Genomic DNA, 13,446 nt, shown 5'->3' with positions numbered 1-13,446 from the left:
TTTAATAATCGCTGAAACGTCTATGTTTGATTTCAAAGTCGAAATAATTCTCCTCTTGAAGTCGGTGGAAAATGTCTCGGTAGGCTTCTTCGTCAAAAGAATCCCCTCGATACAGAATTTCAAAGCTAAGATCCTCATATTCCAGAAAGGCATTGGCTGAACGGAAGCCCTTGCTGTGATAAAAATCCCAGCGAGCTTGACGCTGTTCAAGATTGTCACAGGGCTCGTCTAGGCGCTCAATTTCTAAAATCATGGTTCGCTGATAGAAATTGACCAGCTTTTCAATGATTTCACCGCCATAGCCATGGCTGCGCAGGTGAGGCATAATCGCAAAGAAACTAACATAAAAGGCTTGCGCGTTGGAAATGGCAAAGGCAAAACCAACAAACTCCTTTTCATGATAAAAGGCGAAAAAATTAGCATCTTCCTGATCCTCATATCGTAAAAACTCACTGAGCGGTATCCTTTCCTCTTCTGGGAAAGCTTCATTATTCAAGGCTTCTACCTTATCCAAATCTGGAAAATCTGCTGTAATGATCTGGCTGGTTAAGCTCATAAAATCACTCCTTTTCTAGTGATAGTATAACAAATTTTATAACTGGTTTCAAAAAAGAGCCCTGAAAGAGCTCTTAGGTATTCATTTGAGGGTAGGTATCGACTTTCTGGGAATTACTGATCGTTAATGCTGATCAGACTTCCTAACGAAGGGTTCTTATTCTAGCCGCTACTTCACTATTTCACGTAAATTATCCAAATGCTGGTTATCAGTCACAGCCATAATGCTGACTCCTTCCGGCCAGACAAAGTCTGGAGTAAACTGGCTTTCCAAAGGCTGATTTTTTGTCAGACGATAGCCGATAATATTGAGATGATACAGCCTACGAGCATCTACTTCACGGACCGTTTTCCCGACCCAGCTAGCAGGCAGTTCAAACTCAGCCACCACTACATCGTCATCCAGCTGGAAAACCTCAATCGAATGGTTAAAGAGAATGGTCTTAGCTAATGAAATACCAGCCTCCACTTCAGGCAGGATAACCAAATCAGCTCCCACCTTTTCCAGTACCTGCTGGGTTACTTCATCCTTGACTTTGGCAATGACATTTTTAACGCCCAATGCCTTACAGTGCATGACCGCTAGAACACTGGATTCCAGACTTTCTCCAGTCGCCACGACGACCGTATCACAGGAACCAACGTCTGCCGCCTCCAAAAGTTCCATATCAGTAATGTCCCCGATCACACCGACGGCAATCATGTCTTCATACTGATTGATTGTCTCTTCGTGATTATCAATTGCAATGATTTCTACATCCTGAGAAATCAAAGCCTCAATGATACTCTGTCCAAAAATCCCCAAGCCGAGAATTCCAACTGTTTGATTTGCCATTTCTTTTCTCCTATCCAATCATAATGTCCGCCTTGCTGTAGTGCAAGGTAGTCGCCTTCTTCGGTTGATAATGGTTAAGACTGACCATAAGAGTCAGCGGCCCCACCCGTCCAATAAACATCAGCAACATAATCACAACCATACCAGCTGTATTGAGGCTGGTAGTGATATTGGCTGTCACACCAACTGTAGCCAGTGCCGACACAGTCTCAAATATCAGGTAAATAAAACGATGACTGCTATCGGTCACTAGCCCAAGAGCCAAAAGACCAAGCAGAAATGTCAGCTGAAAAATCACTGTCACACCAAAAGCCTTCTGCACTAGCTGAGGAGCCAGCGTTCTCCGACCAAGATTGGTATGTGGCAAGCTCAAAATCTCCTTACGAGCGAAAAGCAAAATAACTAAGAAGGTGGTAATTTTCAGACCGCCCGCTGTACCACCCGGAGCTCCTCCTAAAAACATCTGGAGCAGATAGATAAACAGGGTTACTGGACGAGCAGCCGTATAATCTATGGAAGCAAAGCCAGCTGTCCTCATGCTGACTGTCTGGAAAAAGCTGACCAGTAGCTTATCACCAAAGGAAAGATTGCCAATCGTTCCAGGATTATTATACTCCGTCCAGAGACTCGTGACCGTCCCAAAGACGAGGAGACCAGCAGTCAGCAGCAAGACTACCTTGGTATGAAAGTGAAGCCCCTTCTGTTTTCCTCCCAATTTAGTCGCCAAGTCAAACCAGACCATAAAGCCAAGTCCTCCAGTAATAATGAGGAGAGCCAAGGTGATATTGACCAAAACATCTGTCTGCAAGCCTAGTAGGCTATCATTACCAAAATTATCAAAGCCCGCATTACAAAATGCAGAAACGGCTAAAAAGATAGAATTAAAAATCCCTTTTCTCAGACCAAACTTGGGAATGAAGCGAATCATGAGAAGGAGCGCACCCAGTCCTTCGATAGTAAAAGTCGTGATAAAAATCGAACGGACAAATTGACCTAGGGTACGATTGTGACCATAACTAAAACTATCCCGCAGAATACGGCGATCCTTGAGGCTGAGCTTTTTCCGACTTTCCATGGTGAAAAATCCGATAAAAGTCAGGATTCCCAAACCACCAATCTGAATCAGCAGCATACAAAGGAGCTGTCCCCAGACATTGTATGTATCCACAACCGATCGTGTAAAAAGCCCTGTCACACAGACCATCGAGACAGCTGTAAAAAGATGATCCAGATAGCCCGCTTTGGAACTAGCCGTCTGCACCCAAGGCAGACTGAGTAGCAAGGAGCCACAGAATATCACCAGAAGAAAAGACAAGATAATCTTTTGCGCTGGTGACAAGCGTGAAAATAAATGCTTCATAAAGTTTCCTTTCCTGATCTAATAAAAGCAGAGGCTAACTCTATCTGCCCTTCTCTTTCCTTGACAGCCCGCTGCAAATCATCTGGACTCTGCAAGTTTCTGACTTTGATGGCATAATCCGCTGCGACAATAGCATGGCCCCGCATGTGGCCTGTTGCAACTCCTTGGGCAAAAACACGCGCAGCATATTTACCGATTTGTGATTGGGCTTGCTGCGACAGTTTGTTAGCCAAGAAACCAGCCTGCCTTACTTCATAGGCAGATGCCCTCCCATCAAGTCGAGCCTGAAAAACCTCTCTTACCTGAGTCAAAATATTCTGCTTTTCAGACTCATCTTCCGCATCAATCAGATCTATAAAGCTTGACGCTATTTTCATAGCCCATCGAGCCAGTTGCCCCTGAGGAAGCTGCTCCAAAACAAGCTCCAATTCCAGTCTCTTCTCACTATCATCCAGAATTTTCAGCTTGTAAGGGCTCGGTAAAATCACTTGATCATTCTCATAAGACTTGCGCTCATGAGCGTTCCAAGCATAATCTTCTGACTTCATATGTCCTCCGGTTTCGAATTTCTCTAAACTCGCCCCTGCATTTCGTTTTTATCTTAAATGAAGTACCTAGTTCTCGCGAAGCTCGAACTGCATCAATGACCCTAAATTCAACTGAGCCTAACGGCTTGTTTCGGCAAGGAGATTAAGGAGCGTAGTTCTCGCAAAGCTCGAACTGCATCAATGGCCCTAAATTCAACTACACCTAACGGCTTGTTTTATTAAGGATAATAAGGAACGTAGTTCTCGCTGAGCTCGAACTGCATCAATGGCCATAAATTCAACTACACCTAACAGCTTGTTTCATTAAGGATAATAAGGAACGTAGTTCTCGCTGAGCTCGAACTGCATCAATGGCCCTAAATTCAACTACGCCTAACGGCTTGTTTCATTAAGGGCCATAGAAAAAACGGGACACATAGCCCCGCTGCTTCTTATTTCTCATCAATGACGATGCGAACTTTTTTGTACTCGGTTGGGACAGAGTAAACAATCGTCCTTATAGCGGAGATAGTACGACCTTTACGACCGATCACACGTCCAACATCGCTTGGATCAAGATCAAGATGATACTCTAAAAACTCAGGCGTATCTTCAATCTTGATAGTTAAGGCATCTGGCTGTGAAATCAAAGGTTTCACTATCGCAATAATGAGATTTTCAATCGTGTCCATATATCAACCTGCACTTCTATTATTTAGAGTATTTTGAATCGTGGAATTTCTTCAAAACACCAGCTTTTGAAAGGATGTTGCGAACTGTATCTGAAGGTTGAGCTCCATCAGCCAACCATGCAAGAACGCGATCTTCTTTCAAAGTCACTTGGTTTTCTTCAACAAGTGGGTTGTAAGTTCCAACTGTTTCGATGAAACGTCCGTCACGTGGTGAACGTGAGTCTGCAACGTTGATACGGTAGAAAGGTTTTTTCTTAGAACCCATACGAGTCAAACGGATTTTTACTGCCATTTTTAAAATTTCTCTTTTCTTATTTTTTATTTCGGTGAAATAGCTGAGCTATTTAGCACATGTTCTATTATAGCAGATTAAAAACAGCTGTCAAGTTTTTTTCTTGACAGAGTTAAAAATTTTTTCAAAGTAGTAATTTTTTAATTTCTCCATAGGAAGATACCGTATAAGTCGGCTGCGCACTGCTATTATTAATCAACTTTTTGGGATTGTACCAGATAGAGTCCATTCCTGCATTATTGGCGCCAGCAATATCTGCCGTCAAGGAGTCTCCAATCATCAAAGTCTGAGACAGATCAAAATCTGGTATCTGCTCTGCTATTTTTTCATAAAATAAAGCTTCAGGCTTCTGAGTCCCCATCTGCTCCGAGATAAAAATGTGATTAAAATAGGGCGCAATATCAGAATGAGCCATGCGACCGGTCTGAATAGCCGTGATGCCATTGGTCGCTCCGTAAATCTCATAATCAGCTGCTGTCAGACTGTCCAAAAGCTCGCTAGCACCAGCGTATGTTTGTCCTTGCTGAGCAATATGCTGCTGATAGAGAAGAGCCAGCTCGGCCCCATCCTTCTCAATGCCAAAATGAGCAAAAAGACGAGAAAAGCGCGTATTGACCAGCTCTGGCTTGGTGATTTTCCCCTGCTCCAAATCCCGCCAAAGCCCCTTGTTCATGGGAATATAATAGTCTTTGTAGGTCTGGATCTCCGTTACGCCCTGCTCCTCCAAAAAATGCGTCAGCGCGATGTCTTCTGCCGTATCAAAATCCAGCAACGTATGATCAAGGTCGAAAAGTAGAAATTTGTATGACAAAATCGAAATCCTTTCTGCAATTGTAGTAGATTTATTATATCATACTGTACACAGACTGTACCCAGCAGTCCAATAGCTAAAGTAAACGCTAAGCTCAACTAAAAAAGTAACCTCAAAGGCGCTTTTTAGGCTCTGATTAAACCAATCAAATATAATACCTTTGAATTTGATAACTTTGGTAACTTTAAGAAATAAATCTTTCTCACTCTGAACATAAGAAAGGAGAGGACGTCGATTACCTTCTACAGGTTTTAAAATTTCATTAATCCATTATAGTTGACAAAGATACCTAACTTTTGGGATTTAGATTATTTTTTGGAAAGTCTCTTTTATAATAAATTACGAATTTTTTCTTTTATAAATGCGTTAAGAGGATAGTGTTTATCAAGATATTCTAGGAGTGCCTGAGCAGATTCAGAAATTCGTTCGTAACCTTGCAAAAAGTAGGGTAATTGTTTGGCTTCATTTGGATAACCTTTTTCAAATCGTCTGTTGCTGTTAAAAATATCTATAAAATNAGATTTAGAAGTTTTTTCCAAATTGATTAGTTCAGTCCAGAGCTTGACAGATCTGTTTTGGATGAAATCATAAGCAGCCAATTTTTCCCCTCGTTGATAGCGACCTAGTCCTATATATAGGTTGCATAAAATTTCTCCCAACAGCCATTCACGATCTCTATTTTCTTTTGATGGCAATCTTTGTGGCTGGCAGATTGTTCCATCAAAACCGACCTCCTTCCAGATAATTTTGCCTTCAGCGAAGGGAATGTTTACTAGTTCATGAGCTTCAAAGATAGCAAATTCACAAAAAACATCATCTTCAAATAGAACTTTATGTCCGTCCACTGTATTTTGGTAGTGAAATGCAATTGGTTCTAGATTACTTAACCAGGTTAGGTCCTGGATATAGGCCTGCTTGTAGCCATCTTTTACAATAACAAAGAAATCCAAATCGGAGTACTGATCCAATCGTTCTCTTTCTGCTCCGCAAGAACCAAGTGCCAGCAAAGCTAGTGCTTGTCTAGAATCTTTTAGAGACTGACCAATATCATTTAGTCTTTGTAATAGTAATTCTGTTTTATTCATATCGTTACCTCATTCTTTCTTGTTTAACAAAAATTATACATTTAGCGCTTTCAAATGTCAATTTCATTTAATCCTAACTCTATAGATTGTCTATTTTTGCTATAATAAATTGAATCATTTTACGGAGATTTTCTCATGTTATCAAGAGTTGAAAAATTTAAAGTAGTCTTTGATTAATTAGAAAGCGGTTCTTATCTTTAAAAAGATTAAATGATTTAGAAAATATTTGAGAAGGAAGAATATATCGACTTAACCATCAATTTGCAAACGGTAAGATCTTCCCTCAAACGATAAAAATATAAATACGACCGCGCGAAGAATGGCTAATTTACCTAATTAGGCATGAAACAATCATCGAAAAATATATTTTTTAAATTACTCATAAAACAATGAGTTGAAGCGAGTTATTCAAAGTCATATGTATTGCTGATATTTAAAAGAGCGATCTGAGACTCAATCTATATATAAAATTAGGACTGCTAAGTAAAGTGTGGACATTATACCACAATGCATAAAAACCAGCCGCTCAAAAATAAACGGCTGATTTTCACTTTATTTCACCACAGGTATCCAGAGTTCCATTTGATAGTCTGGCGAGGACATGTCTCCCTCAGTGTAAACTTCAAAATCTGGTGCTCCTGAGTGGCGATAACCTGTTTCTGGGAAGAAGACTTCCAAAACATATTTCCAAGCATGGTGGATGCTGGCTGGTATAGCCCCCTTGACTGGTACGATGGCATATTCAGCTGCTGGGATTTCCTTGATAGAAAGGCCTAGGGCTTCTGCTTTCGCTTTATCCGTCACATCATAAGCCGCCATGTAGTTAATGATTTCACCCTCTTTGACATCAGAGCAGAGGCCAAAGGATTGGCCACTGCCCATACTTTCTAAGCTTTCAAAGCTGTGATTTCCATAGAGCTGCTCCCAAGCAGATGGGCATTGGCTATTATCGATAGCTTCCAATAGGACGCCTGCCACGGTAAAAGCAGATTTCTTTTGAATCTTGATATCCATGTTCTTTCCTCCTGTAATCTTTAAGGATAATTGAAGTTTTGGAAAGACCCGATAAGGTTTTCCATTTCGAACTTCTGAGGGGGTCGCACCATGGAATTTCTTGAAGGCTGCGCTAAAAGCATCCGCAGAGTCATAGCCGTATTTCAGTGCTATATCAATGACTTTCTCAGAGCTTCCCCGCAAGTCTATCACAGCTTCTGACAGCCTGCGATTGCGTAGGTATTCCGCTAAAGTCATATCTGCTAGAATGGAAAAGAGCCTGCTGAAGAGAGCATAAGAATAACCCGATAGCTGCTGAAATTGCTGCAAATCCACTTCTGCGTCCAACTTGCTTTCCAGATATTCCATGGTTCGATTGAATTGATGCATCATATTCTTTTTCACCTCTTGACTATAGTCTAACAGATTTCAGATACTTCCGCCCTAGAATTTTTGTACAAGATTTAGAGGGCGATTCTACAACCTATCCCGCAGCTTCTCCACAAAGAGATAGGCCGCTGGACAGGTCAGGGTATTTTTGATTGTCAGATGATTAATCTGATGAATCTTCTTGCGGTCTGTATGGGGAAATTCTCTGCAGGCCTTGGGACGAACATCGTAGATCGAGCAGAGATTGTCTCCACCTAAAAAAGGACAAGGCATGGCCTTGAAGATCTTGTCACCGTCTTCGTCCACCTGCAGAAACTCCTCTTCAAAAGCCGGCAGTTTCATCTTGAAATACTTCGCAATACGGACAATATCGGCTTCCTTAAAGTCTGGTCCTAAAGTCTTGCAGCAATTGGCACAGGCTGTACAGTCAATCTCCTCAAAGACCTCATCATGGATCTGCTGGGCAATCTTATCGAGGTTTTTTGGTGGCTTTTTCTTGAGATTGGCTAAAAATTTTCGGTGCTCTTTCTGCTTCTGCAGGGCTAGCTGATGGTACTTTTCAAGGTCGATTTCTTGAGTCATAAACTACTTTCTAATCAGTTAATTTTCGTTAGCATTATATCATAAATCTCAAAAAAATGAGACTGGGACAAAAGTCCTAGCCTCTCAATTGTCTTTGGATTGTCGAGCAAGACGCAGTGGTTGAGTGGGCTCTACTACGCTGATTTCATCAGCTTTTACAGCCCTACTCAACTGTGCGGAGGTGGGACGACGAAATCGAATTCTAACGAATTACCGATTTCTATCCCACTCTCATTTACTTTGTTTTAAATATTGTTAGCCGGCCCTTTTTTCGTCAAGGCTCCATGTTTCTTCTATGTAGGAAATGACAGAAGCCAAAGTTTCCCGATCGCCTTCAAAAGAGATTAAATAGACCTTGTCGTCCTTTTGGAAAACCCAAGAAACAACTAACTGCCCTGATTTCATAATTACATTCAGTTGGAAAGCTTCATTGCCAGAAACAGTGGATTTTGCTCCCCACATTTTTTCTACATCTTTATTATCATTCCAACTATAGGCTAGTCGCTGGGCAATTAGCTCAGCATTGAAAGTTTCCCCATCTTGGACATGAGCTTTTTCTCTAGTATAGCCATTCATGGTAACGATATTATAAGCTGAGCCATCCGTGAACTGAACGCTGTCGCCACCATCTAAGTCGGTGAACTTGATCCAATTACTTGGAATATCGATATAGCCATAGTCAGCCGAACCAATGCGCTTGGTTTTGGTCGTAGTGGAAACATCTTTGTCACTAGCTTTATCAGATTTGCTGCTATCTTTTTGAGAAACTTGACTGGATGTACTACTAGAAGTAGACGATTTCCGATTACCATAATTTTTAATAAGGCCACAAGAGGACAGAGAAAGACCAACCAAGACCGTCAAAAAACTAAGAAAATATTTTTTTGCCATAAGAAATCTCCTTTTTAGACTACATGAGCCTGAACTATCTATATTTCCATACTATCCACACATTATAGATAGAATCCAACTACCCAAGACTGCTTCCCTATTTTATTTTCAGGAACAGATTGACTTTTTTTCCTTCACTTTGTAATGCTGGACTCAGGCATTCAAAGTCAACTTTATTCCTCATCCATACTCAAGACGCTGAGGAAAGCTTCTTGTGGGACTTCGACAGATCCGATCGCTTTCATCCGTTTTTTACCAGCTTTTTGTTTTTCTAGGAGTTTGCGCTTCCGGGAAACATCACCACCATAACACTTGGCCAAAACATTCTTACGCAGAGCCTTGATGTCAGTCCGAGCCACGATTTTCTGTCCGATGGCTGCCTGAATGGGTACTTCAAACTGCTGACGAGGAATGATTTTCTTGAGCTTGTCTACAATCAGCTTACCACGCTCATAGGCAAATTCCTTGTGAACGATAAAGCTGAGGGCATCAACCTTGTCGCCATTGAGGAGGATATCCATCTTAACCAGCTTGGATGAGCGATACTCAGAGATTTCATAGTCAAAGCTAGCATAGCCACGAGTAGAGGACTTGAGCTTGTCGAAGAAATCAAAGACAATTTCAGCAAGCGGGATTTGATAGATGACATTGACCCGATTATCGTCGATATAGTCCATGGTCACAAAGTCACCGCGCTTGCGCTGAGCTAACTCCATCACAGCTCCGACAAATTCCTGCGGCACCATAATCTGCGCCTTGACATAAGGCTCCTCGATGGAATCAATCTTGGTCGGATCCGGAAACTCACTCGGATTAGAGACATCAATAGCTTCACCATCTGTCAGATTAACCTTATAGATAACAGACGGCGCCGTCATAATCAGATCAATATTAAACTCACGCTCCAAACGCTCCTGAATGACATCCATATGCAGCAAGCCTAAGAAACCACAGCGGAATCCAAATCCCAATGCCTGAGATGTTTCTGGTTCAAACTGCAGACTGGCATCGTTTAGCTGGAGCTTTTCAAGCGCCTCACGTAGGTCATTGTATTTATTGGACTCAATCGGATAGAGACCAGCGAAAACCATAGGATTCATCTGCTTGTATCCGTCTAATGGCTCAGATGCTGGATTGTCCGCCAAGGTCACTGTGTCTCCGACCCGAGTATCTTGTACCGTTTTGATAGAAGCTGCGATATAACCAACATCCCCTGTCGCTAGGAAATCACGTCCAATAGCTTTCGGTGTAAAGATACCGACCTCAGTTACGTCAAAGTTCTTGCCATTGCTCATGAGCTGAATGGTATCTCCCGGCTTGACCACACCATCCATCACCCGCACTTGCAGGATTACCCCACGATAGGCATCGTAGACTGAGTCGAAAATCAAGGCTTTGAGTGGTGCTTCAACATTTCCAGTCGGAGCTGGAACTTTTTCCACAATCTGCTCTAAAATATCTTCAATTCCGATACCAGCCTTGGCAGAAGCCAATACGGCTTCGCTAGCATCCAGTCCAATCACGTCTTCAATCTCTGTCCGCACCCGCTCAGGATCCGCAGCTGGCAAGTCAATCTTATTGATAACTGGCAGGATTTCCAAGTCATTGTCCAGCGCTAGATAAACATTAGCAAGAGTCTGAGCTTCAATCCCCTGAGCAGCATCCACAACCAGAATGGCGCCTTCACAGGCCGCCAATGACCGTGACACCTCATAGGTAAAGTCCACGTGTCCCGGCGTGTCAATGAGGTGGAAGATATAGGTCTCCCCATCCTTAGCAGTATAATTGAGCTCGATAGCATTGAGCTTAATGGTGATACCGCGCTCCCGCTCCAAGTCCATGCTGTCCAAGAGTTGGGCCTGCATTTCCCGGCTGGAAACCGTCTCAGTCGCCTCCAAAATTCGGTCAGCCAAGGTTGATTTCCCATGGTCAATGTGGGCAATGATGGAGAAATTGCGGATCTTCTCCTGACGTTTTTTCAAATCTTCTAAATTCATTTTTCTCTTCCTTCTAGGGTATTCTATTTATTATATCATGATTTTTCGAAAATAAAAACGACTGTAACCAAGACAGTCGACTTAATTTTCCATTTATCTAGAGTCTCATAAATACGGAGACGATTAGTCATGGACTTTTCTGAGTTTTTCAAGAGTTTCTAGGAAAATAGCTGGCGCTTCAGCTGTAAATTCCAGCACTTCACCAGTCCGAGGATGGGTGAAGCCCAGTGTTCGTGCGTGCAAAAATTGACCATGGCCCTTCAGGGTCTTACGTGGTCCATAAACCTCATCTCCAGCGACTGGATGGCCGATATAAGCCATGTGAACACGGATTTGATGCGTCCGCCCCGTCTCCAGCTGTAACTCAACCAAGGTATAGTCCCCAAAACGTTCCAAGACTTGGAAACGTGTCAGAGCGGGTTTCCCCTTGGCTGTAACCGCCTGTTTCTTGCGATCTTTTTCACTGCGGCCAATTGGTGCCTCAATCACTCCACGGTCATTAGGCAGATTTCCATGGACAAGCGCCCAGTATTTACGGAGGGATTTCTTATCCTTGAGCTCGTCTGCAAGTGCCAGATGGGCTTGGTCATTCTTGGCAATCATTAAAAGGCCAGAAGTATCCTTATCAATCCGATGGACAATCCCCGGACGCAACACACCATTGATGCCAGAAAGGTCTTTGATGTGATACATGAGAGCATTGACCAGAGTGCCGCTGGTATGCCCAGCTGACGGGTGAACCACCATGCCTTGAGGCTTGTTGACGACGGCTACATCCTCATCCTGATAGACGATTTCTAGCGGAAGATCCTCTGCCACATACTCAACTACCTCTGGCTCAGGTACTTCATAGGAAATGACATCGCCCTCTTTGACAGCATACTTGGCCTTTTTTGCCTCTCCATTAACTAAAATCTGGCCATTTTTTATCTGTTCATTGGCTAAACCACGAGATAGCTCCGTCAGGTCCGCCACTGCCTTATCCAAACGCAGGCCTGCGGTTGCTGCATCAATTTTCAATTCCATTTGTTTCTTCCTTCAAAACTACCAGTAATAAAATCGCTACTCCAACAGTAAGGTACATATCCGCTACGTTAAAAATAGCAAAATTGACAAAATCCAACTGGAACATATCCACTACAAATCCCTGCTGGATCCGGTCAATGAAATTGCCCAAGCCACCAGCAATAATTAGAATTAGTCCCGTCAGCAACCATTTGGAGCCCTGAATATGTTTAAACAAATACCAAACGGCAACTCCAATCACGATACAAGTTATCAGAGCGAAAAACCACTGCTGATTTTCCAAGATAGAAAAGGCTGCACCAGTATTTCGCAGGTAGGTCAAACTGACAATCTTAGGAATAAACTTCCTGACCTGCCCCAAGGAAAAATTGGAAACAATATAATACTTGACCGCTTGATCAAGAGCAATCAAAAGAACAACTAAAAAAGGAATGGTAATCTTTCGTTTCATACTTCTCTTTTCTGTGCAAAATATTCTTTCATAACGGCTACAAAGGCTTCTCCAACCTGACTCAGCTCCACATCTTCCCTCTTGACATAAACCATGTGATTGTCTAAATTGTCTCGTAGTTTGATGACAGTGATTCCATTTACACTGTTGCTATCCAAAAAGCCAGATCCAGTCGCATAAGCATCCGTCCGCTCCAAAATCCCATTCAGCGTTGCTCGATCCGTCACATTAAACATCTGGGAGCTAGCGCTGGTATCGACAAAATTCTCAGAATAATAGAGGTACTCATCCTTTTCCTGTGTGAAGCGGACGGTTGGCAAGGTAGCCAAATCCTCCATAACCAGTTCCTCCTTTTGAGTCAGAGGATGATCTTCCCGCAAATAAATGTGGGTCTGGAAAGGAATTAGCTCAATGACCTCCAAGCCGAGCTTCTCCACCCGCTGCATAATGCCCTTGCTATTCTGATTATTGAGGTAAATGATCCCAATCTCGCTGTGGCCTTGGGCCACTTCGTCCAAAATCTGCACGGTTGTTGATTCAAAAATCCGGAAATTCTTATATTCTGGATACTTTTGAGAAAACTCCGTAATCAAAGGTGGCAAAAAGTCATAGTGCTGACTGGCAATGGAAAATTCATCCTTTTCCTCTTCAGGATTGGCATACTGATTTTGAAAGACATCAAATCCTTTGACCAATTCCTGAGCTCTCTCGTAAAATTCCATCCCCCGTCTGGTCAAAAAGGTTCCGCTACTGGTCCGGCGGAAAATCTTAAATCCCAGCTCCTTTTCCAAATCTCGCACCGCGATAGATAAGCTGGGCTGGCTGACATACATCTTTTCTGCTGCTTCGCGGAAAGTTCCGCTATTGGCAATAGCCACTACATAACGCAATTGTTGAATATTCATATCTTTTTCCTTTTACAAATACTCCTAATTATACCACAAAATCAGCCTTCCTCA

General features: G+C 42.5%; 15 protein-coding genes. All 15 read right to left on the bottom strand.

The window, feature by feature from the left end:
• Position 1: 1 nt before the first annotated feature.
• Positions 2-556: a GNAT family N-acetyltransferase gene (locus D8792_RS02455; RefSeq protein WP_125372744.1), complete on the bottom strand. Its 555-nt coding sequence runs from the start codon at positions 554-556 to the stop codon at positions 2-4.
• A 168-nt stretch (positions 557-724) separates the two neighbouring features.
• Entirely contained in the window at positions 725-1,390 is a 666-nt protein-coding gene (locus D8792_RS02450) for a potassium channel family protein (protein ID WP_125372743.1), read from the bottom strand.
• Between the two features lie 10 nt (positions 1,391-1,400).
• Complete coding sequence (locus tag D8792_RS02445) at positions 1,401-2,750, bottom strand: TrkH family potassium uptake protein (RefSeq protein WP_125372742.1); 1,350 nt, start codon at positions 2,748-2,750, stop codon at positions 1,401-1,403.
• Positions 2,747-3,298: a putative immunity protein gene (locus D8792_RS02440; RefSeq protein ID WP_125372741.1), complete on the bottom strand. Its 552-nt coding sequence runs from the start codon at positions 3,296-3,298 to the stop codon at positions 2,747-2,749. Before D8792_RS02440 ends, D8792_RS02445 begins: the two co-directional genes overlap by 4 nt.
• A 431-nt stretch (positions 3,299-3,729) precedes the next feature.
• Entirely contained in the window at positions 3,730-3,969 is a 240-nt protein-coding gene (gene kphA, locus D8792_RS02435; protein ID WP_005590445.1) for an RNA-binding protein KphA, read from the bottom strand.
• Between the two features lie 19 nt (positions 3,970-3,988).
• Positions 3,989-4,261, bottom strand: a complete 273-nt coding sequence (gene rpsP / locus D8792_RS02430; RefSeq protein WP_005590447.1) for a 30S ribosomal protein S16 — start codon at positions 4,259-4,261, stop codon at positions 3,989-3,991.
• Positions 4,262-4,385: 124 nt separating this feature from the next.
• Complete coding sequence (gene pynA / locus D8792_RS02425) at positions 4,386-5,072, bottom strand: pyrimidine 5'-nucleotidase PynA (RefSeq protein WP_125372740.1); 687 nt, start codon at positions 5,070-5,072, stop codon at positions 4,386-4,388.
• A gap of 329 nt (positions 5,073-5,401) precedes the next feature.
• Complete coding sequence (locus D8792_RS02420) at positions 5,402-6,157, bottom strand: hypothetical protein (RefSeq protein ID WP_125372739.1); 756 nt, start codon at positions 6,155-6,157, stop codon at positions 5,402-5,404.
• A gap of 552 nt (positions 6,158-6,709) precedes the next feature.
• Positions 6,710-7,543: an AraC family transcriptional regulator gene (locus tag D8792_RS02415; protein ID WP_125372738.1), complete on the bottom strand. Its 834-nt coding sequence runs from the start codon at positions 7,541-7,543 to the stop codon at positions 6,710-6,712.
• 84 nt (positions 7,544-7,627) lie between these two features.
• A complete protein-coding gene (locus tag D8792_RS02410; RefSeq protein ID WP_125372737.1) occupies positions 7,628-8,122 on the bottom strand; it encodes a YkgJ family cysteine cluster protein in 495 nt (164 codons plus the stop codon).
• A 255-nt stretch (positions 8,123-8,377) separates the two neighbouring features.
• Positions 8,378-9,013 carry a hypothetical protein gene (locus tag D8792_RS02405; protein ID WP_125372736.1) on the bottom strand — a complete coding sequence of 212 codons (636 nt, stop codon included), beginning with the start codon at positions 9,011-9,013 and terminating at the stop codon, positions 8,378-8,380.
• A 173-nt stretch (positions 9,014-9,186) separates the two neighbouring features.
• Positions 9,187-11,010: a translation elongation factor 4 gene (gene lepA, locus D8792_RS02400; RefSeq protein ID WP_125372735.1), complete on the bottom strand. Its 1,824-nt coding sequence runs from the start codon at positions 11,008-11,010 to the stop codon at positions 9,187-9,189.
• Between the two features lie 123 nt (positions 11,011-11,133).
• Complete coding sequence (locus tag D8792_RS02395; protein WP_125372734.1) at positions 11,134-12,036, bottom strand: RluA family pseudouridine synthase; 903 nt, start codon at positions 12,034-12,036, stop codon at positions 11,134-11,136.
• Positions 12,020-12,487: a signal peptidase II gene (lspA, locus tag D8792_RS02390; protein WP_125372733.1), complete on the bottom strand. Its 468-nt coding sequence runs from the start codon at positions 12,485-12,487 to the stop codon at positions 12,020-12,022. Before lspA ends, D8792_RS02395 begins: the two co-directional genes overlap by 17 nt.
• Positions 12,484-13,392, bottom strand: coding sequence for a LysR family transcriptional regulator (locus tag D8792_RS02385; RefSeq protein ID WP_048791995.1), 909 nt, complete (start codon positions 13,390-13,392; stop codon positions 12,484-12,486). The genes lspA and D8792_RS02385 overlap by 4 nt, the downstream gene beginning before the upstream one ends.
• Positions 13,393-13,446 lie beyond the last annotated feature (54 nt).

Origin of the sequence: Streptococcus cristatus, from assembly GCF_003943505.1 — a bacterium.
GTDB classification, from domain to species: domain Bacteria; phylum Bacillota; class Bacilli; order Lactobacillales; family Streptococcaceae; genus Streptococcus; species Streptococcus cristatus_E.
This window is presented reverse-complemented; position numbering and strand designations above follow the sequence as displayed.